A 21,973-nucleotide genomic window follows, 5' to 3' on the forward strand; every position below is an offset into this window, starting at 1 on the left:
GTGATTAGCTTGCGGGCCGGATTTCCCCGGAACCGCGAATGATCATGGTGGTTTCAACAATGTAGGTTTTGGGCGGCTGGATATCGCCTTCAATCCTGGCCATGAGCCGCTCGGCAGCCAGCGCGCCGATCTTTTCCGGGTGCTGGGCGATCACGGTGACCCCCGGGTCCATCATGTCCGAGAGCGTGAAGTCATCGAATCCGACCAGTGCCACCGTATGGCTTAACCCCAGTTCGCGCAGGGCCCTCATGCACCCGAAGGTCACAAGGTTCTGGCTGGAGAACAAAGCCGTGGGCGGGTCGTCGGAGGTGAGGATTTCAATGGCTGCGAGCCGGGCGCTTTCAACATCATGCAGGTTCTCCCTCACGGGAATACTGGCTGTCGAAACACCGAGTTCACTTAGTGCATCGATGAATCCCCGGCGACGCTCCCGCGCTGTTTGGATATCCGTGCGGTCACCGAGATAAGCAATCTTCCGATGTCCGACGTCGAATAAATGCCGTGCCGCTTTGGCACCACCCACGGCGTTATCCGTAACCACAGCGTCCGCCGTAAGACCTGACGGTTCGCGGTCAATGAAGACCACCGGCAAGTCCCGGGAGTGCTCCGGAATCACATGGGCCTGATTGCTCGCGATGGGCGTGAGCACCATGCCGTCAACACGGCGCCCGAGGAACGCGCGGACCATCGCCTCTTCCCGCTCGGGCTCATCGTCCAAGCTGGCAGCGAAGACTGCTACGCCCTTCAGACTCAGTGCATCTTCCATGGCCCGATGGATTTCGGCACTGAATGGGTTGGAGACACTGGGAAGCAACAGGCCCACCGTTTGGGTGCGCCTGCTTGAGCGGCGCAGGCTTCCTGCGGTGACATCCAATTCATAGTTCAGCTGCTTTGAAGCGAGCAGAACCTTCTCTCTGGTGGACTCAGAGACTCCAGGTTCCTCGTTCATGACGCGTGAAACAGTTTTGATGCCAACGCCGGCCAAAGCTGCCACATGTCGCATAGTTGGGCGGGTTTTACCCCCGCCGCCGACACTGGGTTTTGACATCGTTGTCAAATCTTTTCTTCTTTCTATTGACTACCGGTTGTGATCCAGCTTACATTCTACATGATCACGTTGTCAGGGCATCAGAGAAGCCCACTCGCAAAGGAGCACCTAATGGCAAGTTTCACCACTCGTCGCACCCGCACCACCCGCATGTTGGCAGCAGGAGCAGTCTTGGGGCTCGCCGCCCTGTCGCTGTCCGCCTGCTCGGGTGATTCATCCGCAGACGCATCGGGCGACGGCAATGTCGGTGTCTCGCTGATCGTGAAAACCACCACCAACCCATTCTTCGTTTCCATGCAGGACGGCGCCAAGAAGGCAGCTGAAACCAGCGGCGTGGATCTGAAACTGGCCGCCGGCAAATCCGATGGCGACGAAGCCACCCAGATCCAGGCCATCGAAAACGCCATCTCCGACGGCGACAAGGGAATCTTGATCACCCCGAACGGCCCTTCGGTGGTCGACGCGCTGAAGAAGGCCCGCGATGCCGGCCTCTACGTCATCGCACTGGACACCCCGCCAGATCCTGCCGATGCCGCTGACATCACCTTCGCTACCGACAACTTCGCCGCTGGTGAGCAGATCGGTCAGTGGACCGCCGAGAAGCTGGACGGCAAAAAGGCCGTCATCGGCATGGTCGACCTCTTCGATGACAAGCTCGTCTCCGTGGACTACACCCGTGACCAGGGATTCCTCAAGGGCATGGGCATCGACACTGCTGACGAAAAGGTCAACGGCGACGAAGCCAAGTCCGGCAAGTACACCGGCGGCAAGGGCGGCGATTACGAAATCGCAGGCAACCAGGCATCCCAGGGCGCCGAAGACGGCGGCCGCACCGCCATGGAAACCCTGTTGGCCGCCAATCCGAATATCAATGTCGTTTACACCATCAACGAACCAGCCGCTGCCGGCGCTTACGAGGCGCTGAAGTCCGCGGGCAAGGAGAAGGACACCCTCGTGGTCTCCATCGACGGTGGCTGCTCGGGTGTTTCCAACGTCAAGCAGGGCATTATCGATGCCACTGCGCAGCAGTACCCGGTGAAGATGGCTGAGATGGGTGTCGAAGCGATCACCAAGCTGGCCGAAACCGGCGAGAAGCCAGAGACCTCCGAAGGGCTGGACTTCTTCAACACCGGCAGCAAGCTCGTGACCGAAGAAAAGGTCAGTGGCGTGGAGAGCATCGACGCAGCCGAAGCTTCAAAGATCTGCTGGGGCAAGTAGCCTCCGAGGATTGCACCTACCAAAAGATCAGGATTTATCGTGACACAGCAAAATACCGTCAGTCCCCCCAAAGCCGGGAAAACTGACCTCGCCGAAGAATTCCTTGACCGCCAAACGACGCTGGGCAAGATTCGTCAAACCCTGCACCGCTACCCCGCCTTGAGCCCGGCTCTCGTGCTGATCATCTCGGTGATTGTCTTCGGACTGCTCAACGAGCGCTTCCTGCGCGTGGAGAACCTGTCGTTGATCACCCAGCAGGTTTCGGTGGTGGGCACCATCGCCATCGCGCAGACCTTGGTCATCCTCACCGCCGGCATTGATTTGTCGGTCGGCGCAGGCATGATTTTGGCTTCGATGGTCATGGCTCAGACGGCAGTCAATCAAGGAATTCCAGCGCTTCTTGCTCTGCTGATCGGTCTGCTGGCTGGTCTTGCGACCGGTGCAATCAACGGCTTCTTGGTGACACGCTTCAAGCTGCCGCCCTTCATCGTCACCCTCGGTACGCTGAACGTCTATCTGGCTTTGACGCTCCTGTACTCGCACGGTGCCACTGTACGAGGCAGCGATATGCCTGGCCTGCTGACCTGGACCGGAACCACCTTCCCAATCGGTTCGGTGCGCATCTCCACCGGCGTGATCGTCATGCTGGCCCTGTACCTGGTGATCGCCTACATCCTGGGCAAGACCGCTTGGGGCCGCCACGTCTACGCCGTGGGCGACGACAAGGAAGCAGCCCGCCTGGCAGGCATCCCGGTCAACCGCGTGCTGATGAGCGTGTACCTCGCAGCCGGTTCGGTACTGGCCATCTGCGCCTGGCTGCAGATCGGTCGCACCAACTCGGCCAGCCCTAATGCGGGCTTGGATTTGAACCTCGACTCGATCACCGCTGTGGTGATCGGCGGAACCAGCCTCTTCGGCGGACGCGGTTCGGTCTGGGGCACCCTGCTCGGCGCATTGATTGTCGGCGTGTTCCGCAACGGCCTGTCGCTGGCCGGCCTGGACGTGCTCTACCAGACCCTGGCGGTAGGCATCTTGATCATCGTCGCTGTGTCGGTTGACCAGTGGATTCGAAAGGCGAAGTCATGACCATGACTGATTCAGTTACCCCCAAAGCAGAAACCCGCGAACCAATCCTTCGGGCCCGCAACCTGGTCAAGACCTTCGGCCGCGTGGTTGGCTTGGACGGTGTGAGCCTTGATTTGTACCCCGGCGAGGTGCTGGCGGTCATCGGTGATAACGGTGCCGGCAAGTCCACCTTGATCAAATGCTTGACCGGAGCGGAGGTCCCGGATTCCGGCGAACTCTACGTTTCCGGCGAACAGGTCTCCTTCAAGCGTCCGCAGGATGCGCGGGCCCATGGCATTGAAACTGTGTACCAAAACCTGGCGGTTTCCCCCGCCTTGGACGTGGCATCCAACCTGTTCCTGGGCCGCGAGATCCGCAAGCCGGGTCTGCTGGGCAGCGTCTTGCGGATGCTCGATAGCAAGGGCATGCGCAAGCAGGCCCGCGAAGAGCTGACCCGTCTGGGCATCTCCACCCTGCAGGATGTGACCGTTCCAGTGGAAAACCTCTCCGGTGGCCAGCGCCAGGCAGTGGCTGTAGCTCGTGCCGCTGCCTTCGGCTCCAAGGTCGTGGTCCTCGATGAGCCCACCGCGGCACTGGGCGTGCGCGAATCCAACCAGGTGCTCCAGCTGGTGCGCGACCTGCGTGAGCGTGGCCTGCCGGTAATCCTGATCAGCCACAACATGCCACATGTTTTTGACGTGGCTGACCGGATCCACATCCAGCGCCTGGGCAAGTGCGCCGCCACCATCACCCCGCAGTCGCACAGCATGACCGACGCGGTAGCGATCATGACCGGTGCAGCTACTGCCTAAGGCCAACTGACGCCCAGCACTATTCATGGGCACTGGACACGGAAGAACACACCGTGCCCAGTGCCCATTTTTCCGCCATATTTCGCACAGTAAAGAGATCCCTGATGAATGCCACGAGCCCCAACACTGATTCCCACGAGATCCTGGTCATCGGCGAAGCCCTGATCGATATTGTCGCTACCGAACAAGGCACGGTTGCCCATCCGGGCGGCTCCCCAGCCAATGTGGCCTTTGGGTTGGGACGGCTCGGAGTGGACGCTGGATTGCTCACTGCGCTGGGCGATGACGAGTTCGGCACGATGATCCAGGACCATCTGGGCACCGCCAACGTCAAGTTGCTGCCCGGGTGCTTGAACCTGGAACGCACCGCCTCGGCGACCGCGGTGCTGGCTGCCGATGGTTCAGCCCGCTACGAGTTTGACATCAACTGGGACCTCGCGCCGCACACATTGGATCCCATGCCGAAGATCGTGCATGCCGGCTCCATCGCCACGTTCCTCGAGCCTGGCGCCTCAGCGGTCGTTTCTCTCCTAGCCCAAGCCAAGGGCCACGCATTGGTGACCTATGATCCGAATATCCGTCCGGCCTTGGTGGGCGAACACGGTCAGGCACTGACGACCTTTGAACGAACTGCCGCCTTGTGCGATGTCGTGAAGCTCAGCGATGAAGACACCCAGTGGTTATATCCGCAGCTTGAATTGGAGCAAGTGTCCAAGGAGATTCTGGAGCTTGGCCCAATCTTGGTTGTTCTCACGCTCGGTGCCGGCGGGGCGCTGCTGGCCACCGGCAGCGACCAGGTGAGGATTACGGCGGTGCGCAGTGAAGTGGCCGATACCATCGGAGCCGGCGACTCGTTCATGTCATCGCTGCTCTACGGCTTGCTGGCCCACGGGAGCGCCGAACTGTCGACTGCCGAGCTGGAGCATCTGGGCCGACGGGCGGTGGCCGGTGGGGCGCTGGCGGTCCGCCGTTCTGGTGCAATGCCGCCAACCCTTGAAGAGTTGACGGCATTGTTGGAGGAACAGCGTTTGGCTGCAAGCTAGCTCGGCCAGCCTAGAAGGCGACTCCGCAGTGCAAGATTACGTTGGCATAGGGGGTCGATTCGCCGGTACGAACGATGATCTTGGCTGCCGGCAATTCTGCTTTGAGCTCTTCATGGGAGATGAACCCGAGTTCCAACCCCTTGCTCTCGCAAAGTTCCTGGACAGAGCCGCCCTTCGCCTCGGTTGCCAAGGTGCTGTGTTCGATCACCATGTTGCGGGTCAGTACATCGAGTACCTGCTCGAAGCTGAGCAGCCCCTGAACCAGTGCCAAGTCGAAAACCGCTGGCCCTTCTGGAATCGGCAGGCCGCAGTCGGCGATGACCACAGTATCCGTGTGGCCACAGGTGGCTAACGCACCTAATAAGGGCGCGTTGAGAATTTCGGATTTCAGCACGAAGGCTTCCTTCAAATCTTGCTTAGTGAATTGTCTTAGAGGTTCTCAAGCGAACGAGGGTAGGAAGCCTGTGCACCGTGGGCTTGCACGGTGAGCGCGGCGAACCTGCCGGCGAACACTGCGGCCTCAGCCAGGTCCTCCCCCTGTGCCAGGCGGGCTGCAACGGCACCGGTGAACGCGTCGCCAGCACCGGTGGTGTCCACGGCTTTGACCTTTACTGCCGGCAGCTGCTGGATCTCCGAGCCCTGCTCGGCGACCAGGCAGCCGTTGGCGCCGAGGGTGATGACCAGGGAAGCCAGCCCGTGGTCCATCAGCTTTTGGGCGATCACCGGTTCAGCCTCGGTAGAAATGCTCTCGCTGCCATCAAGCTGCGCCAAGATCAGCGCTGCCTCATGTTCGTTGACCACTAGCGGGTTGGCCTTGAGCAGGTAGTCGCGCTCCAATTCGATGACCGGCGCCAGATTCAGCACGATGCGATCGGTGGCAGCATCCATGGCCGCTTTGATGCCCGAGGCGGGGATTTCGCCCTGCAGCACGAGGATTCCTTCGATGGCACCGGCGGCCTTGACGGCTTCGCCGGTGACCGTTGAGTTGGCGCCGGACACCACGGCGATGGAGTTCTCCGCGCCGGAATCGACCTGGATGATGGCCACGCCGGTAGGTTCGATGGTGCGAGCCACGCGGTCGAGCTTCACGCCCTCTTCATCGAGCTGGCCGAGCGCAACCTCGGAATGCGAGTCCTGGCCTACAGCCCCGATGAACTCGGTAGCCGCGCCGGCCAACTGCGCGGCCAAGGCCTGGTTGGCACCCTTGCCGCCGGGCGAGAGCTGGTAGGAATCTGCCAGCACGGTTTCTCCGGGTCCGGGCAGACGTGCCATCAACGCGGTGATATCCACGTTGCTTGAGCCCACGATGGTGACCTGGATGTCCTGCTGCATAGTTAGTCCTTCTAGTTCTCTTCTCCCGGCGGCCAGTGGGTGCCGGTACCTTGAATTGATACTGCTAAATGAAGATTACTCGCCTGCGTACTCGGCGACGTTCTTCTCATCCACGGTGTCCACGGCAACCTGCACGTTGGCCTCGACCTCTTCGCCCTTGATGGACTTGGACAGGATCTGCAGCGACTGCTTGCCCAGTTCAGCTGGGTTCTGCGCGATGGTGGCCACCATGGTGCCGGCCTCCACTGCCTTGAATCCGTCATCGGTGCCGTCGAAGCCGACAACCTTGACGTCCTTGCCGGCCTTGTCGCCCAGCGCCTGGATGGCGCCCAAGGCCATCTCGTCGTTCATGGCCAGTACGCCCACGGCATCCGGGTTGGACTGCATCAGGTTGGTCACGACGTCCAGGGCTTCAGCACGGTCGAAGTTCGCGGTCTGCTTGGAGACCACCTCGATGTCCTTGAATTCCTTCAGGCCCTTAGTGAAGCCTTCGCCGCGTTCATTGGTTGCCGAAGCGCCCGGCACGCCTTCGAGCACGATGATCTTGCCCTTGCCATCGATGGATTCGGCCAGCGCCTTGGCAGCCTGCTCGCCGCCGGCCACGTTATCCGAGGCAACGAAGGAAGCGATCTTGGTATTGCCCACGGCGCGGTCCACTGCGACGATCGGCAGTTCTGCCTTGACCACTGGGGCCAGGCCGGCTTCCGCGGTTTCGGTGTCGACGGCGTTGATGATCACACCGGCCGATCCGTTGGTCGCGGCGGTAGCCAGCTGGTTGGCCTGGGTGGCGGAGTCATTCTGCGCGTCAACGACCGACAGGTCGATGCCCTGGGCATCGGCTTCCTTCTGGGCGCCGTCACGCAGGTCGACGAAGAACGGGTTGTTCAGGGTGGATACGGCTAGGGTCACCGAGGCGCCGTCGGCGGCGTTCTCGCCGCGGTTGCATGCGGCCAGCGACGCGGCAAGGCCGAGGGACAGGGTGATGGCTGCGGTGGTGCGAATCAGTTTTTTCATGGGGTGTTCTCCTTTGAACTAGGGTGGTTGGTGGAAGTATCTAGTGCTTGACGTTCTTGCGGCGCAGCACGTCAAAGCCGACGGCGATTGCGATGACTGCGCCGATGACGACCTGCTGCCAGAAGGCGGAGACCGAAAGCAGGTTCAGGCCGTTGCGGATCACGGCCAGCACGAGCGCGCCGATCAAGGTGCCGGAGATGCGTCCGACACCGCCGGAGAGCGAGGCGCCGCCAATGACGACAGCGGCGATGGCATCCAGTTCGTACCCGGAGGCCAGGGTTGGCTGGGCCGAATCCAGGCGGCCGGCCAGGATCATGCCCGAGAGCGCCGCGAAGAGCCCGGAGATCACGAATACGGTGACCAGCACGCGCTTGACCGGGATGCCGGAGAGGCGTGCGGCTTCGGTGTTGCCACCCACGGCGAAGGCGTTCTTGCCGATCACGGTGCGATTGAGCACGAAGGCGGCGAGCAGGCCGGAGACCAGCAGGATGATGATCGGCATCGGGATCGGCCCCAGATCATCGCCCAGCCAGGACACCGAGGAGCTGGTGGAAATCGGGCGGCCATCGGAGATGACCAGGGTCAGGCCGCGCACCACGGTAAGCATCGCCAGCGAAGCGATGAAGGTCGGCAGCTTGCCGTAGGCACTCATCGCACCGGTGACCCAGCCCGACAGTGCGCCAATGGCCAGGCCCACCGGAATGGACAGGCCATCGGGCAGCCCGGCGGTGGTAACCGCGTAGGAGGAACCCATGGCGGAAAGGGCTGCCACCGAACCTACCGAGAGGTCGATGCCGGCGGCCACGATCACGAAGGTCATGCCGAAGGCCATTACCGCGATGGTAGAGACCTGGATGCCGATATTCAGCAGGTTCGGCCCGGTCAAAAAGCGCGGCGTGGCGATAAATAGCGCCAAGCAGAGGATGACCAGGCCGACCAGCGCGCCGTTATTGGCCAGAAATGCCTTGAAGTCGAAGCCCTTCTTCGGGGCAGTAGCTACGCTGCTCATTTACTTGATTCCCATTTCTTCTTCACGATGCACATTGCTGATGGCCAGGGCCATGATGGCGTCCTGGGTTGCTTGATTGGTGGCCAGTTCCCCGGCGATGCGTCCCTGGCTCATCACCAGGACGCGGTCGGACATGCCCAATACTTCGGGCAGTTCGCTGGAGGCCATCAACACGCAGCCTCCGGAGGCGGTGATCTCGTTGATCAATTCGTAGATTTCGACCTTGGCGCCGACGTCCACGCCTCTCGTCGGTTCGTCCAGCAGCAGCACCTTGGCTCCTGCGGTGAACCATCGGCCGAACACTGCCTTCTGCTGGTTGCCTCCGGACAGCGACCGGATCGGCGCGTCGATGCTGCTCATCCGGATCCGCAGGCGTTCTGCGACCTGCTGCGCCCGGGCCTTCTGGCCCTTGCGGTCCACCAGCCCGTTCTTCGAAGTGGCCACCAAGGTGGCGTAGCCGATGTTCTCGGCCACCGAGGCATCCAGCACCAGGCCCTGGGTCTTGCGGTCTTCGGGCACATGGCCGATGCCCGCGCGGGTGGCCGCTGCGACGTCGAAGCTGGCCAGCTTCTTGCCAGCGACCTTCACGGTGCCAGAACTGTACTTGTCCGCCCCGGCGATGGCGCGGATCAGCTCGGTGCGTCCAGCTCCCATGAGCCCGGCCAGCGCGACGACCTCGCCCGGGCGGACCTGAAGGGAAATGTTCTTCAGCCGGTCATCGCTGAGGTTCTCGACGCTCAGCAACGGCTCGTTGCCCGGTTCGCTGGCCACGCGCGGGAATTGGGCGTCGATGTCGCGGCCCACCATGAGGCGGACCAGCTCGTTTTCATCGGTGTCAGCCGGGACGGTGGCGATGAATTTTCCATCGCGCAGCACGTTCACGAAGTCGCCGATGGCAGCGATCTCATCGAGGTGGTGGCTGATGAAGACCATGCCAACGCCCTGGCTCTTCAGCTGGTTCACCACCTTGAACAGGTGCTCGATCTCGGTGGTGGTCAATGCCGCGGTGGGCTCGTCCAGGATCAGGACGCGGGCTTCAAGGCTCAAGGCCTTGGCGATCTCCACCAGCTGCTGCTGGGCCAGGCCGAGTTCCCCAACCGGGGTGTTCACGTCGAGATCCAGTTCCAGCTTGGCCAAGGCTTCGCGGGCGATCTTGCGCATGGCACGGCGGTTGATGACGCCGAATTTGCGTGGCACGCGGCCCAAGGTGATGTTCTCGGCAATGGTCATCGACGGGACCAGGTTCAATTCCTGGTGGATCGTGGCAATGCCCAGGGCTTCGGAAGTCTTGGTGTCCCGGATCCGCACAGGCTGTCCCTTGAACAGGATCTGTCCGGCGTCGGGTTCGTGGACACCGGCGATCATCTTGATCAGGGTGGACTTTCCTGCACCGTTTTCGCCGAGCAGCACCGAGACTTTTCCTGCATGCACTTCAACGGTGACATTGTCGATGACCTGTACCGGGCCGAAGGACTTGCAGACCTTGTCGAGGACCAGCAGAGCGTCGTTACTCATTCTTGTTCCTTCCATCACCTAGGCGCCGGGGGTTTCCGGGGCTTGGGCAAGGGATGCCCGAGCGGTGAATTGGCTGATGAATTCTTGGGGTTCTGGCTCGTTGCCAGCCATCACTGATTGAAGTGCGGTGACCGCAGCGCGGCCCATGGCGCGCAGGTCGTGGCTGATCGTCGCGATCGGCGGGTGATGCATGAGCATCGCATCCACTTCGTCAAAGGCAATGACCGATAGCTCGGAGCCCACCTTGACTCCCGCCTCTCGCCAGATGGTCAGCGCGCCGATAGCCATTGGCGCGTCGGCGATGATCACCGCGGTGGGCCGCCGATCATGTTCCAGCAGCCATCGAGCGCCTTGGGCACCGGAGGCGGCTTGGAAGTCGCCGGCAAAGTGCAATTTCTCGTCGGTCTCCAAGCCGTTGGCCGCCAGTGCCGCGTCGAAGGCGCGGTGGCGTTCGCGCGCGGTCGATGCGTGGGCAGGTCCGCCGAGGAATGCGATGTGCCGGTGGCCCAGCGCCTTCAGCTGTCCGATGGCCTCATCGAGGGCTTGGGCGCTTGCCGCTGATATGGATGGAATATCCAGCTGGGGCAGAGTGCGGTCCACAAAAACCATGGGGGTTTTCGAAGAGATGATGCGCTGGAGCATTTCGCTGGGATGGTCAGCGTCCTCGTCCAGTCCTTGGGGGACCACGATGAGGCCATCCACGCGGCGCGAGAGCATTGCGGCCAGGAACTGGTCTTGCTGCTGGGTGTCTTCATTGGCGTTGCCGATGAAGGTCATCATCCCGGCTTCATGGGCTTGCTGTTCTACCGAGTGGGCGAGGTCCGAGAAGTAGGGGTTGCGGACATCGGAAATCAGCAAGGCGATGGTGTCGGTTTTTGTGGAGCGAAGTGAGCGGGCCTGGGCGTTGGGAACAAAGCCAAGGCTCTTTGCGGCCGCTTCTACTTTTTCGCGGGAATCAGCCGAGGTGGCGGGGTGTCCGGAAAGAACGCGTGAGGCAGTGGCCGAAGATACTCCGGCGGCCAGTGCCACGTCTTTGATGGTGACGGCATTCATCCCGATAAGCCCCTTTGCTTACGTGTAATCGATTCCATGGAATCGATTACACAGTTTCCACGAGTGCGAAAAAATTGTCAACACCGCGAAGCCCCGCACCGTTGCAGAGCACATCAGCGCAAACATCACTCCCTGCTTTGACTTGGATCTTTCTGTGAAACGTCAGCCAGAACACGAAATAATTCAGATTTAAAGACAGCCCGTTTCCAAGGACTCTTCTGCGGTTTCCGTACCGCTTGGCTTCCGATCGCTAAGATAGAAAATGTGTCGGTTAATCAGCTCTCAGATAGTGCGCAAAACTATCTCAAGATCATCTATGGACTCAACGAGTGGTCCAGCGAGCCGGTGACCGCCAGCGTCATTGCAACCAAGGCCGGAATGAAGCTCTCCACCGTTTCCGGTGCACTGAGCAAGCTGCGTCACCAGGGGTTGCTTGATCACGCTCCTTACGGCGCCGTAACCCTCACGGATCTTGGCCGCGACTACGCGATAACCATGGTCAGGCGCCATCGCCTCATTGAAACCTTTTTGGTGCAGATGCTCGGCTACCGCTGGGACCAGGTTCACGACGAGGCCGAGAATCTAGAACATGCAGTTTCAGACTTCATGATCCAGCGCATCGACAGCCTCCTCGAACACCCCACACGAGATCCCCACGGCGACCCGATTCCAACCGCAGAAGGACGCATCAGTGTTCCCGACGCAATCAATCTGAGCGATGCCGCCGATGGAAGCAACGTTGTCGTTGAGCGCATCGCCGACGACGATTCGCAACTACTCCAGTATTTCTCGGACCAAGGCATACATGTTGGCGTTGAGCTCGGCGTGACATCCGCCGAGGATTTTTCCGAGACCATCAACGTGCGCGTGGCAGGGAAAAAGTCGACCCTTCGCCTTGGCTCGCGGGCGAGCAATGCAGTCTGGGTCTCCCCTAGAGACTGACCATTCGCCTGGGCAAGCATCCTCGTTTCCTGCTGCGCGAGCAGCAAGGGGCAAGGGCAGTAGCACCACCTTTAACGATCCGGGAGCTTATTTGTCGGATTGTGGATTAGAGTGAGTATCAGCCACACATACTGGAATGTTCAAGTTTCTATATTTGATGCCTCACCAGCGTGTTTTGGCGATCACTCGCATCATCTCCCGCACGAAAGTTCTCATCTTGTCTAGGAAAATCTTTGCTCTGCTTTGCGCAGCGGTCTTGGTTCTGACCGGTTGCAGCGTCGCACCGGAATCGCCTGCCCCGGCTACGGCAGTTTCAGAATCAGTCCTGGAGCCATCGCTGACCAGCCCAGATCTGGTCATTGAACTGGCTTCGACCAAATCACGGAAAGTGAACCCGGGACCGAAACTCGATGGCCCCAAGGCTCTGAGCATGCTCAAATCGCTTCCGGTCAAGGGCAAGGCCCCCGCTACGGGCTACAACCGAAACAAGAAATTCGGCAATGGCTGGAAAGACTTTGATCGCGACAAGTGCGATGAGCGCCAGGACACCCTGTCCCGAGACATGTCCAAGGTGAGGTTCAAGGATCGCAAGAAGTGCACCGTTGCATCGGGGACCTTGCACGACAAGTACACCGGCAAGAAGATCAACTGGAAGGTCAAGTCCGGTAGCGTCGACATCGACCACGTGGTTGCCCTGAAAAACTCCTGGATCTCCGGCGCTCAGAAGCTCTCGTCGTCACAGCGCCAAGCGCTGGCCAATGATCCGCTGAATCTGATCGCTGCTGATGCGTCTGCCAACCGCAAAAAGGGTGACAAGAATGCTGCCGAGTGGCTGCCCAAGAACAAGGGCTTCCGTTGCCAGTACGTCGCCACCCAAATCAGCGTCAAGAAGAAGTATGCGCTTTCTGTCACCAAGGCTGAAAAGAACGCGATGACCAAGGTCCTGAACACCTGCCGCAATCAGAAGGGCGCGAAAGTTACTGCGATCAAGCCCGCAGGCAACCAGAAGAAGGCCGCATCGAAGAAGTCGCCGTCGACCGTCAAGGGCACCGTGCACCCCGGCTCTTACTGCAAGAAGGCTGATAAGGGAAAGCATGGCAAAGCCAAGTCCGGCAAGGTTTACACTTGCAAATACGATGCCAACGGCAAGCTTCGCTGGCGCGCATAAAGCCGCGGATCTAATGGGTGGAAGTCTTCGACTTCCACCCATTTTGTCTCTGGTCCTACCGGACGCCCGCCAATGATTTGCGCCTCTCGCTAGCTGCGATCCGCGTCGCCACCAGCCCTTGACGAGGGCTGAAGAGGTAGACCAGCGTGAAGATCAGACCTTGCGCGAGCACGACCATGCCGCCCGTGGACGTATCGAGGAAATAGCTGGTGTACACCCCGAGAATGCCGGCGCCGGCAGCGAGCGCCGGGGCGATGACAAGCATTTTCGTGAACTTGTCGGTCAGCAAGAAGGCTGTGGCCCCGGGGATGATCAGCATCGCGACCACTAGAATCACGCCCACGGCCTGCAGCGCCACCACGGAGGTCATGGCGAGCAGCCCCAGAAGCAACGCACCGATGATTCGCGGGTTCATGCCCAAGGCATGGGCATGAGTCTGGTCAAAGGCGTAGAGGGTGAAATCCTTGCGCTTGAGAATCAGAATTGCAAAGGTCACTGCGCCGAGAATCAACACCTGCCACAAGTCGGCCGAAGAAACCCCAAGCAGATTGCCGAAGATGATGTGGTTCAAATCGATGTGGCTGGGCGTCACCGAGATGAGCACCAAGCCGAAGGAGAACAGCGTGGTGAAGACAATGCCGATGGCGGCGTCTTCCTTCAGCTTGGTGGTGTCCCGAACTCCCCCGATCAACGCCACCGCCAGGAACCCGAAAATGAGAGCACCCAAGGCAAAGGGCGCTCCGACAATATAGGCCAGGACCACGCCGGGCAGCACCGCATGGGAGACGGCATCGCCCATAAGCGACCAGCCGATCAGCACAAGCCAGCAAGAGAGCAATGCACACAGCACCGAAGCGATGATCGTGACTGACAGGGCGCGGATCATGAAGGTGTAGCTCAGCGGTTCGGCGAGCAATTCAATCACGTTCATGATGCTTCTCGTTTCATCGGGTCCAGCCCGAAGGCCAGCGCTAGGTTTTCTGCTCGCAGCACGAGTTCTGGCGGGCCATGCATCAGCACCTTGCGCATCAGCAGTACCGCTTCGTCGGCCAAGTCCGGCAGGGCCTGCAGGTCATGCGTGGAAATCAGCACGCTGCCACCGGCATCGGCGATCTCGCGCAGAAGCTTGGTAATGGTCGCTTCGCTGCGCTTGTCCACGCCGGCGAAGGGTTCATCGAGCAGCATGATGCTGGCTCCCTGGGCGATGCAGCGAGCTACAAAAGCGCGCTTCTTCTGTCCCCCGGAGAGCTGCCCGATTTGCCGATCGGCGAAGTCGGTGAGCTCGACGCGCTCCAAGGCTTCGTTCACGGCTTCGTGGTCGATTTTCCTGGCTCGCCGGGTCCATCCCATCTGCCCATAGCGGCCGGTCATCACGACGTCTCGGACCGAGATGGGGAAATTCCAATCCACGGCTTCGCTTTGCGGAACATACGCAAGCTTGCCGCTTTTGCGCGCCTGCAACGGATCGGTGCCACTGATCTTGACCCGTCCTGTGTCGGGTTTGATTTGTCCCATGATGGTTTTGAATAGAGTCGATTTCCCTGAGCCGTTCATGCCCACCAACCCGCACACAGTGCCCTGCGCCAATTGCAGGGAAGCGTGGTCGAGGGCTAGCACCTGTCCGTAATGCACGGTGGCGCCGGTGACGTCGATGGCCAGGTCGAGGTTCTGCTTCACGTTCATGATGCTTGTCCTTTCAACGCCCGGGCAATTTGTTCCGTGTCGTGCGTGATGAGTTCCAAATAGCTGGGCACCGGGCCATCTGCTTCTGAAAGGGAGTCCACATACAGCGTTCCGCCGAAGCTCGCATCGGTCGATTCGACGACTCGTTGCATGGCAGCGTCCGAGACGGTCGACTCGCAGAAGACTGCCGGCACGTCATGATCGCGGACATAATCGATAGCCGAAGCCACCTTGCGCGGGGTGGCTTGTGACTCCGCGTTCACTGCCCAAAGGTATTTCTCTTTCAAGCCAGCGTCTCTGGCAAGGTAGCTGAACGCTCCTTCGCAAGTCACCAGCACGCGTTGTTGCTGCGGGATATCTTCGAGTGCCGAGTCCAGGTCGTCTTGCACTTTTTGAAGTTTGCCTTGGTATTCCTTGGCGTTGCGCCGGTAGTCAGCTGCGTGTTCTGGGTCCAGGTCAGCGAAGGCCTGGGCAATGGTGTCGACGTAGCGCTGCACATTCAGCGGGCTCATCCAGGCGTGCGGATTGGGCTTTCCTGCGCCTTCGTCCTGCACGATTCCGATGGGTTCGACATCTTCGCTGACCGTGATGTGCGGTGCGGAATTCTCTTGGACGAACTGCGCGAACCACGCTTCGAGGTTCAGTCCGTTATCCAGGATGAGATCCGCATGAGAGGCTCGGCGCAGATCATCCGGAGTCGGTTCATAGCCATGGATCTCAGCGCCGCGCCGGGTGATGGATTCCACCCGAAGATGTTCGCCAGCGACGTTTTGCGCGATGTCCTGCAGTACCGTGAACGTCGTGAGCACCACCGGGCGAGGGTCATTCGACTGGGCATCTGCTGGCCTTGAATTATTGACTGGCGTGCATGCTGTGACAAGCAGGAGCCACGGCACAACGAGTAATGCCAGCCAGGCGGCTGGCTTGCGTCGACCAGTCGTCGTTTTCACTCATGCCTCGAATCCTGAACTGCGCGTCACTGCCTCTACCTCATTGCAGGACAGCGGGAGCGATGATCTTCGCTCTCTCATAGGATAATGTTCGAGGGGTCAAACAATCAATCTTCGTTGCGTCTATCCCACGGAAATTTCATAAATCAGGCGGGCAGCGCTGCGCGCCGTACGGGAGTCGATATCAAAGCGCGGATTCAGCTCGACGACGTCAGCAACAACGAGTTTCCCGCTGGCCACCACCTGCCGGCACACCGCGAGAATCCGTTCGAAGGGGACGCCGTAGCCCGCCGGGGCGCTCACTCCAGGCGCTACGCTCGCGGGCAATACATCCAGGTCGATAGTCAGATACAGAACGTCAATGCGCTCAAGGAACGCATGGACAAACTGCCAGATCATCTCGGGCTGGCAGTCCTCGTCAAGCAGGTAGGGCACGCCAAGTTCTTCAGCTTTCTCAAACAGCACGGCGGTATTGCCGGGGCGCGATATCCCCAGCACCGCGTAGTGGAATTCTCGATCGTGCCTCTGCATTTCTTGGTACAGGTCGAGAAATGGGGTGCCGCTGGTCCGCCGACTTTCATCACGCAGATCAAAGTGCGCATCCAAATTGAGGATTCCAAGCCTCGTGGCCCGATCATCGGCCAAATGCCGGATCAACCCCAGGCCGGTTCCATAGGCAGTCTCATGCCCGCCGCCGAGAATAACGGGAAGGGCGCCGGAGGACAGCGCTTGCACCACGGCACCAGCCAGTCGTTCCTGGCCGGGTTCCAACTGGTCACCGCCGACAACAATGTCCCCGAGATCCACCAGTGTTCGATGCTTATGGATGGCCATGGGGCTCAGCGCGGAACGCAATGCTGCCGGCCCCTCGGAAGCACCAATGCGCCCTTGATTGCGCAGCACCCCGGCATCAGAACGGAATCCGATCAGCGCCACCGCGTCGCTCAGATTTTCAGATTCCTGCTCTGCGATCAGCTGATGCCACCGCAAATGCTGTGCGCCTGAGCCATCCACCCGGCCTGACCATTGCTGCGCATTCTGATCGGTCGGAACCTTTGCCGCTTTTCCTTCGTCACCCATGAGTCCAGCACAGCAGATCCGGCCTGCCCGGTCTACAAGAGAAGAGCAGGTGCTGTCCGGCATTCCGGACAGCACCTGCTTGACTGGCTAGTTTTGCTGAATGAAGACAAACGCCGTGGTTGATCCCGGTTCGATTTCCGTACGCCCAGCATCCTGGATGACCGGGCCGCTCGCTCGTTGCGAGAGGGCGTCAAAGTCCTTGCGGGATAAGTGACGAATGCCCACTGGCGCATGGACTTTCAACCACGCTTCAATGCCTTCGCCATCGGATTCCGTCAGCCAAGCAAAGAGCGCATGGGCACACTGCGCAGCGGCCTTGCCCGTGGACATCTTCAGTGAATCATTCACTGCGATATTCACCGTCGCATTCAATACTTCGTCGCTCTTCGGAAGTTCTGTTCCAGAGACTTGCAGCTTGGCAATGAGTTTTGGGAGATTCGCCGCGGGAAGCGGTGGCAGGCCAACTGCCTGGGCTTTGCCCACCTCGCTGACCATCTGGTCCGGGAACATCTCCAGGACCTTGGCAAACATCTTGGGGTTGGCTCGACGCACGGATTTGGCGAAGGCTTGAGAGGCCCACTGCTGCCAGTCCGGGTTATGTGGATCTTGCAGGTAGGCGATGACCGTGGCGCGCGAGACTGCCGACAGCCCCTCATCTTCGGTCGAGGGGTCTTCCTTATCGATGCGCAGAATAATGGGCTGGACTAGTTCTTCGGGATCGCGTTCGCGCAGTTCATCCATGAGTTCATTCTAGCTGTGGCATGCCCGCGGGTTCACCACAAGAGTGGGCCTGCGCTTCACCGTTCCGAATCAGCGTCGACGCACCTTGCGCACGATCACGATGATGACGCTGGTCAGCATCGCGGTTGCCAGGCTGACAAGCAGTGGCGTCTGCCAAGCGACTTCCGCGATCGCGGTGCCGAATCCGTTCCCGAAGGCCCTGAGTCCCTGGGCAAATCCGACATTCGACTGGATCACTCGCGCAGCGCTTTCGACCACCGCTGGCATGACCCATTGAATCGCCAATGCGAGGACCCAGAAGATCAGATTCGAAGCCCGCAGGAATCCGACGAATCCAAGAATCAGGCCCAAGACCAAGGGGCCCGCGTACCAGAGGTAGATGTAGTAGGACTGCGCACCGGCAACCAGCGATGCGATGATCTGCAACCAATAGCTGACGCTGACGGTCATCGTTGCATAAAAAAGCGTTGCTACAGGCAGACGCAATTTCGCACTGAGAAAATACCAAGCTTGGCTCAGCACCAATAAGGCGCCAAAGACCCACAGCTGAGTGACCGATGCCTGCGTGAGTTTCCCGCTGAAGGCCGCCGGATTGGTGGCATAAATGCCCTGGGCCCCCAGACCGAGCATGCCAAGAAACAAACCCACTGCACTCACGACAGTAAAACCAGCTCTGCCTCGTCCAACGCGGCGAACAAACCAGCTGCCCAGCAGCGAGGTCAGGGTGAAAACAATGATCAAGCCGAGGGCATCATTGCTGGCTAATGGCAGGATAGAACGGTCTTCTTCTCCGATCCAGAGCCAGGGCAGCACCGCGATAATCGCGATCAGTATGCCGCCAGCAATTTGCATCCACCAGTTTTGCCAGACGCGCCTCATTGAACCCACTTTGCTCCTTCTTCTGCCTACGCGCTCATTGTTCCAGAGTCGGCCCGAGGCTGCCCGAAGGGCACGAGGTATGTCTGTGAAATTGGATCCAGAATGCGCTGCGAACCGAAGGCTAAGTGCCCAGATGTGTGTACGAATCGACCCTAAATCAGCATTCCACTAGCAGAAACGTCTTCGGCACATGCATTGCGGCAAAGGCTGGGCCAAGAGCAATGGCTCGTGAGCACTCCGCCGGGGACCTGCTCACGAGCCATCAAGATTTGCGCTTTCACCATGGCTTGGCGTGGGTGGCCAAAGCTTGTCCAGCGATACAGGTTCGGGTGGCCTGCATACGCTCTAGGTCGTAGCTGGTCCGGCGGTAGCCATTCCAACGTCGTCTGAATTCATTGAACAACACATGATTCATCCTGCGCAACAGGTGTTGCATTCACTAGTCAGTATGATCAACTCGCTGAAAAACAATCTCTGAATATTCGACATTTTGCCATGGGACCTGAATCACATATCTGGCCTCGGATTGAAAATTTTAACTTATTGACATTGACGTTGCGTCAACCTGTAGCTTGAGAGTCATGAACAACTCAACACAGGATCCGGGGATAGCGGAATACTCGATTTCCTACGTATCAAGGGTGGCCGGGGTCAGCAGCCGCACCTTGCGCCACTACGACCACATCGGGCTATTAACCCCGGGGCACGTTGCCCAAAACGGTTATCGCTTCTACACCCAAGATCAGCTGGTGCGGTTGCAACGAATCCTGTTGTTCCGGGATATGGGTCTGAAGCTGGAGAGCATCGCCGAAATTCTCGAAGAACAACGCGACGAGCGCCAAGCCCTGACCGAGCATATCCAGCAACTGCAAACACAGCGCAAGACGATCGATCGACAGATCGCCGCGCTCGAACGCACCATTTCGGCCATAGAGAACGGAGAAAGAATGAAACCCGAAACAAGCTTTGACGGCTTCAACGAACAATACAAGGAAGAAGTCACGGAACGATGGGGTGCCAAGGCCTACCAGACCTCGAACAAGTGGTGGCGCAACAAGAGCCCCGAAGAACAAGCCGGCTTCTTCCAGCAGGTCCGCGAATTGAACGAAGCCTGGATCAGCGCCGGCAAAGCGAAAGCTCAACCTGAGAGCGAGGTTGCCCAATCGCTAGCCGCCCGGCATGTGCAGTGGCTGCGATCCATTCCCGGGACCCCGCTAGAGTCCGGTATTCCGGAACAGGGCAGCGCCTATGTCATGTCCCTGGCTGACATGTATGTCGCGGATGAACGATTCGCCAAGAACTACGGTGGCCACGCGCAGTTCGTCAGCGATTCGCTCAAGGTCTATGTGCAGAAGGGAATGGACCTTTAGGATTGCGAGTCGTTAGCGATCTCTTCACGTGCTTGGGCGTAGCGCTGCTGGATGTAGTTTTCCAGTTCCACTCGCTCCACACGCCACATGCCCCGCCCTCCAATTTGGATGGCCGGCAGCTCCCCGCTTTTGACCAGAGCGCGAACTTGAGGAAGCTTCACGTTCAGCTCCTCAGCCACATCTTCCAACCGCAAAAACCTCATAGGAACAGGGTACTGTGATTGGCTCTCGAATGATTGCCAGAGCACGGTTTTGTGGATAAGAGGCGAAGAATCGCGTACTGACAGGCGGCGGAGCTGCCGTTTCCGGCTTGTTTGCAACAATATCGGTCAGTCCGCGCAACACATTTGGGCTCAACTGGTCATATTGACTAAAATCTGTAGAAGGTACTTACGCACGCGCACCACAACCTGTCACAGGAGACCAGCACATGAATTCGGATACGTATCAGCTCGATGAAACCGACCGACGTATCCTCTTGGCCCTGGATGCTGATCCGCGCGTGCCGATCATGATGCTCGCGCAGCAGCTGGGCTTGGCCCGCGGCACCGTGCAAACCCGATTGGAGCGCTTGGCGCATTCGGGTGCGCTACGCCCGAACACTGCCCGCATCCTGCCTTCATCCATGGGCCGCGGCGTCAGCGCGTTCGTGAGTGCAGAGCTCAACCAGGCAGCCTTGAACGATGCCATTGCCGCCTTGCGCCAGATTCCCGAGGTGCTCGAATGCGTGGCTCCAGCTGGCGACACCGACCTATTGATCCGCGTCTCGGCCACCGATCCGGATGATCTCTACCGCGTCAGTGAAGAGATCCGCCTCTGCCCGGGCATCACGAGGACCTCCACGTCAATGATCTTGCGTGACGTGATTCCATACCGCACGACCGAACTGCTCAAGAAATTGAGCAAGGACAAGCACTAGCTTCAGCTCTTGGCTCAGCCGTTGACCGCTTCGAGCCCGGTACCGCCCAGCTCCGTCCGGCCACGGTAAACCAGCACCATCGATCCCAGGCACAAGAGCGCCAGGATGCCGATGAATAGCACTGGGTGCGCAATCAAACGCCACAAGGCGAAGAGCGTCGGGAACGTGAACCCGATGAAACACACCATGTAAAAACGTCCGGTCAGTTTGCCGACATCCGCTGAGCCGGCCAGATCCAGCACCTGGCTCAACCCCGCCACCAGCAAAATGCCGTTGGCGGCGCCCGAAAGAATAAAGGCAAAAACTCCCACCAGCTCGGAACCGGTCAAGGAGACAGCCATCATCAACAGCAAGGCCGCCAGCGCTGTCGCCAATCCCGCCATCAGCAACGAGATCTTTCGAACGTTGTTAAACCTCCGGACAAACGGCTGGATGATAGTTCCCATGCCCATGGTTACCGCCACGGCAACGGTGGAGTAGAGCAGATTGGATCCTCCGGCGCCGTCGCTCAGCGCGGGAACCACTGCAAATCCGGTAGCCGCCATGCCAAAGACCCACGGCGCTGACGGCAGGACAATTCGAATGAAGCGCCGTCGATTCTCGGGCGTCGTCTGGCTGCCAATCCCGGCAGGACCGGCAAATGGAACTCGCGGTTCCCCGGTGGCCACAGCAATCAAGACCAGCCAGGCAATGGTGGCCAAAGCATGTGCCGCGTAGGCGATTTCTGGATGCGCGCTGGCACCGACGATGGCCCCGGAAATAATTGGCCCGACCGCGAACCCCAACGATGTGCATAAGGCCGCCCGCGTCGCGCCCGCGGCGCCGGGGCTCAGCAGTTTCACCCAGCTGGTGATAGCCACCATCGCCAGGCCCATTCCAAACCCGGTGAAGACACGGCCTGCATAAAGTCCGGCAACGTTCAGCGCCCCGGCAGCCATGACCAGTGATCCAAGGATGGAACTGGCCAGGGCGATCAAGGAGAAGGGCTTGCGACCGAAGCGGTCGGCCAAAGGTCCGCCGAAGGCCAGCGCCGGGATCATCCCCACCAAGTAGCTGCCCATGACCAGCATGGCTTCGAATTCGCTCAGGTCGCGGAACTGCTGATACCAGTTGATCAGGGACACGTATTGGT

The 21,973-nt window shown here is 59.8% G+C and carries 23 protein-coding genes; 8 read left to right on the forward strand and 15 right to left on the reverse strand.

Going from position 1 to position 21,973, the window contains the following annotated elements; all coding sequences use genetic code 11:
- Positions 1-4: 4 nt before the first annotated feature.
- Positions 5-1,003, reverse strand: a complete 999-nt coding sequence (locus D3791_RS05040) for a LacI family DNA-binding transcriptional regulator (RefSeq protein ID WP_172512903.1) — start codon at positions 1,001-1,003, stop codon at positions 5-7.
- 156 nt (positions 1,004-1,159) lie between these two features.
- Here D3791_RS05040 and D3791_RS05045 point away from each other — a divergent pair, with 156 nt between their 5' ends.
- The 4 genes from D3791_RS05045 (at position 1,160) to D3791_RS05060 (ending at position 5,186) form a co-directional block, all read left to right on the forward strand.
- On the forward strand, positions 1,160-2,266 hold the full coding sequence (locus tag D3791_RS05045) for a substrate-binding domain-containing protein (RefSeq protein ID WP_172511472.1): 1,107 nt from the start codon (positions 1,160-1,162) through the stop codon (positions 2,264-2,266).
- Positions 2,267-2,305: 39 nt separating this feature from the next.
- Positions 2,306-3,352, forward strand: a complete 1,047-nt coding sequence (locus D3791_RS05050) for an ABC transporter permease (protein WP_061953973.1) — start codon at positions 2,306-2,308, stop codon at positions 3,350-3,352.
- A complete protein-coding gene (locus D3791_RS05055) occupies positions 3,349-4,143 on the forward strand; it encodes an ATP-binding cassette domain-containing protein (RefSeq protein ID WP_061953971.1) in 795 nt (264 codons plus the stop codon). Before D3791_RS05050 ends, D3791_RS05055 begins: the two co-directional genes overlap by 4 nt.
- Positions 4,144-4,247: 104 nt before the next feature.
- Positions 4,248-5,186: a carbohydrate kinase family protein gene (locus tag D3791_RS05060; protein ID WP_172511473.1), complete on the forward strand. Its 939-nt coding sequence runs from the start codon at positions 4,248-4,250 to the stop codon at positions 5,184-5,186.
- A 10-nt stretch (positions 5,187-5,196) separates the two neighbouring features.
- On the opposite strand, the gene rbsD is transcribed toward D3791_RS05060, so the two are convergent.
- The 6 genes from rbsD to D3791_RS05090 all read right to left on the reverse strand — a co-directional run bounded on the left by rbsD (position 5,197) and on the right by D3791_RS05090 (position 11,109).
- Positions 5,197-5,580 carry a D-ribose pyranase gene (rbsD, locus tag D3791_RS05065; RefSeq protein ID WP_172511474.1) on the reverse strand — a complete coding sequence of 128 codons (384 nt, stop codon included), beginning with the start codon at positions 5,578-5,580 and terminating at the stop codon, positions 5,197-5,199.
- 35 nt (positions 5,581-5,615) lie between these two features.
- Positions 5,616-6,518 (reverse strand): ribokinase, encoded by a 903-nt coding sequence (locus D3791_RS05070; RefSeq protein ID WP_172511475.1) that lies wholly within the window; start codon positions 6,516-6,518, stop codon positions 5,616-5,618.
- A gap of 75 nt (positions 6,519-6,593) precedes the next feature.
- Positions 6,594-7,532, reverse strand: a complete 939-nt coding sequence (locus tag D3791_RS05075; RefSeq protein WP_172511476.1) for a substrate-binding domain-containing protein — start codon at positions 7,530-7,532, stop codon at positions 6,594-6,596.
- A 40-nt stretch (positions 7,533-7,572) separates the two neighbouring features.
- The gene (locus tag D3791_RS05080) at positions 7,573-8,541 is read right to left on the reverse strand and encodes an ABC transporter permease (protein WP_022876078.1); all 969 of its coding nucleotides are present in this window, start codon (positions 8,539-8,541) and stop codon (positions 7,573-7,575) included.
- On the reverse strand, positions 8,542-10,056 hold the full coding sequence (locus D3791_RS05085; protein ID WP_172511477.1) for a sugar ABC transporter ATP-binding protein: 1,515 nt from the start codon (positions 10,054-10,056) through the stop codon (positions 8,542-8,544).
- Between the two features lie 18 nt (positions 10,057-10,074).
- Complete coding sequence (locus tag D3791_RS05090) at positions 10,075-11,109, reverse strand: LacI family DNA-binding transcriptional regulator (RefSeq protein ID WP_172511478.1); 1,035 nt, start codon at positions 11,107-11,109, stop codon at positions 10,075-10,077.
- A gap of 264 nt (positions 11,110-11,373) precedes the next feature.
- Between D3791_RS05090 and D3791_RS05095 the strand changes: the two genes are divergently transcribed.
- The gene (locus D3791_RS05095; RefSeq protein WP_172511479.1) at positions 11,374-12,051 is read left to right on the forward strand and encodes a metal-dependent transcriptional regulator; all 678 of its coding nucleotides are present in this window, start codon (positions 11,374-11,376) and stop codon (positions 12,049-12,051) included.
- A gap of 217 nt (positions 12,052-12,268) precedes the next feature.
- Positions 12,269-13,219, forward strand: a complete 951-nt coding sequence (locus D3791_RS05100) for an HNH endonuclease family protein (RefSeq protein WP_172511480.1) — start codon at positions 12,269-12,271, stop codon at positions 13,217-13,219.
- 55 nt (positions 13,220-13,274) lie between these two features.
- On the opposite strand, the gene D3791_RS05105 is transcribed toward D3791_RS05100, so the two are convergent.
- The 6 genes from D3791_RS05105 to D3791_RS05130 form a co-directional block, all read right to left on the reverse strand.
- Complete coding sequence (locus D3791_RS05105) at positions 13,275-14,150, reverse strand: metal ABC transporter permease (protein ID WP_172511481.1); 876 nt, start codon at positions 14,148-14,150, stop codon at positions 13,275-13,277.
- A complete protein-coding gene (locus D3791_RS05110; protein ID WP_061953955.1) occupies positions 14,147-14,902 on the reverse strand; it encodes a metal ABC transporter ATP-binding protein in 756 nt (251 codons plus the stop codon). The genes D3791_RS05105 and D3791_RS05110 overlap by 4 nt, the downstream gene beginning before the upstream one ends.
- On the reverse strand, positions 14,899-15,852 hold the full coding sequence (locus tag D3791_RS05115) for a metal ABC transporter substrate-binding protein (protein ID WP_246242347.1): 954 nt from the start codon (positions 15,850-15,852) through the stop codon (positions 14,899-14,901). Before D3791_RS05115 ends, D3791_RS05110 begins: the two co-directional genes overlap by 4 nt.
- 123 nt (positions 15,853-15,975) lie before the next feature.
- Positions 15,976-16,932: a formimidoylglutamase gene (gene hutG / locus D3791_RS05120; protein ID WP_172511482.1), complete on the reverse strand. Its 957-nt coding sequence runs from the start codon at positions 16,930-16,932 to the stop codon at positions 15,976-15,978.
- Positions 16,933-17,019: 87 nt separating this feature from the next.
- Entirely contained in the window at positions 17,020-17,673 is a 654-nt protein-coding gene (locus D3791_RS05125; protein ID WP_172511483.1) for a peptidyl-tRNA hydrolase, read from the reverse strand.
- A gap of 69 nt (positions 17,674-17,742) precedes the next feature.
- A complete protein-coding gene (locus D3791_RS05130; RefSeq protein ID WP_172511484.1) occupies positions 17,743-18,561 on the reverse strand; it encodes a hypothetical protein in 819 nt (272 codons plus the stop codon).
- A 572-nt stretch (positions 18,562-19,133) separates the two neighbouring features.
- On the opposite strand from D3791_RS05130, the gene D3791_RS05135 reads away from it, so the two are divergent.
- Positions 19,134-19,922 carry a MerR family transcriptional regulator gene (locus D3791_RS05135; RefSeq protein WP_172511485.1) on the forward strand — a complete coding sequence of 263 codons (789 nt, stop codon included), beginning with the start codon at positions 19,134-19,136 and terminating at the stop codon, positions 19,920-19,922.
- On the opposite strand, the gene D3791_RS05140 is transcribed toward D3791_RS05135, so the two are convergent.
- Positions 19,919-20,125, reverse strand: a complete 207-nt coding sequence (locus tag D3791_RS05140; RefSeq protein WP_022876090.1) for a helix-turn-helix transcriptional regulator — start codon at positions 20,123-20,125, stop codon at positions 19,919-19,921. The two genes, D3791_RS05135 and D3791_RS05140, sit on opposite strands and share 4 nt — an antisense overlap.
- A 227-nt stretch (positions 20,126-20,352) precedes the next feature.
- On the opposite strand from D3791_RS05140, the gene D3791_RS05145 reads away from it, so the two are divergent.
- On the forward strand, positions 20,353-20,841 hold the full coding sequence (locus tag D3791_RS05145) for an Lrp/AsnC family transcriptional regulator (RefSeq protein ID WP_022876091.1): 489 nt from the start codon (positions 20,353-20,355) through the stop codon (positions 20,839-20,841).
- A 14-nt stretch (positions 20,842-20,855) separates the two neighbouring features.
- On the opposite strand, the gene D3791_RS05150 is transcribed toward D3791_RS05145, so the two are convergent.
- Positions 20,856-21,965 carry an MFS transporter gene (locus D3791_RS05150; protein WP_172511486.1) on the reverse strand — a complete coding sequence of 370 codons (1,110 nt, stop codon included), beginning with the start codon at positions 21,963-21,965 and terminating at the stop codon, positions 20,856-20,858.
- Positions 21,966-21,973 lie beyond the last annotated feature (8 nt).

Source organism: Glutamicibacter mishrai (genome assembly GCF_012221945.1).
In the GTDB taxonomy this organism is placed as follows: Bacteria; Actinomycetota; Actinomycetes; order Actinomycetales; family Micrococcaceae; genus Glutamicibacter; species Glutamicibacter mishrai.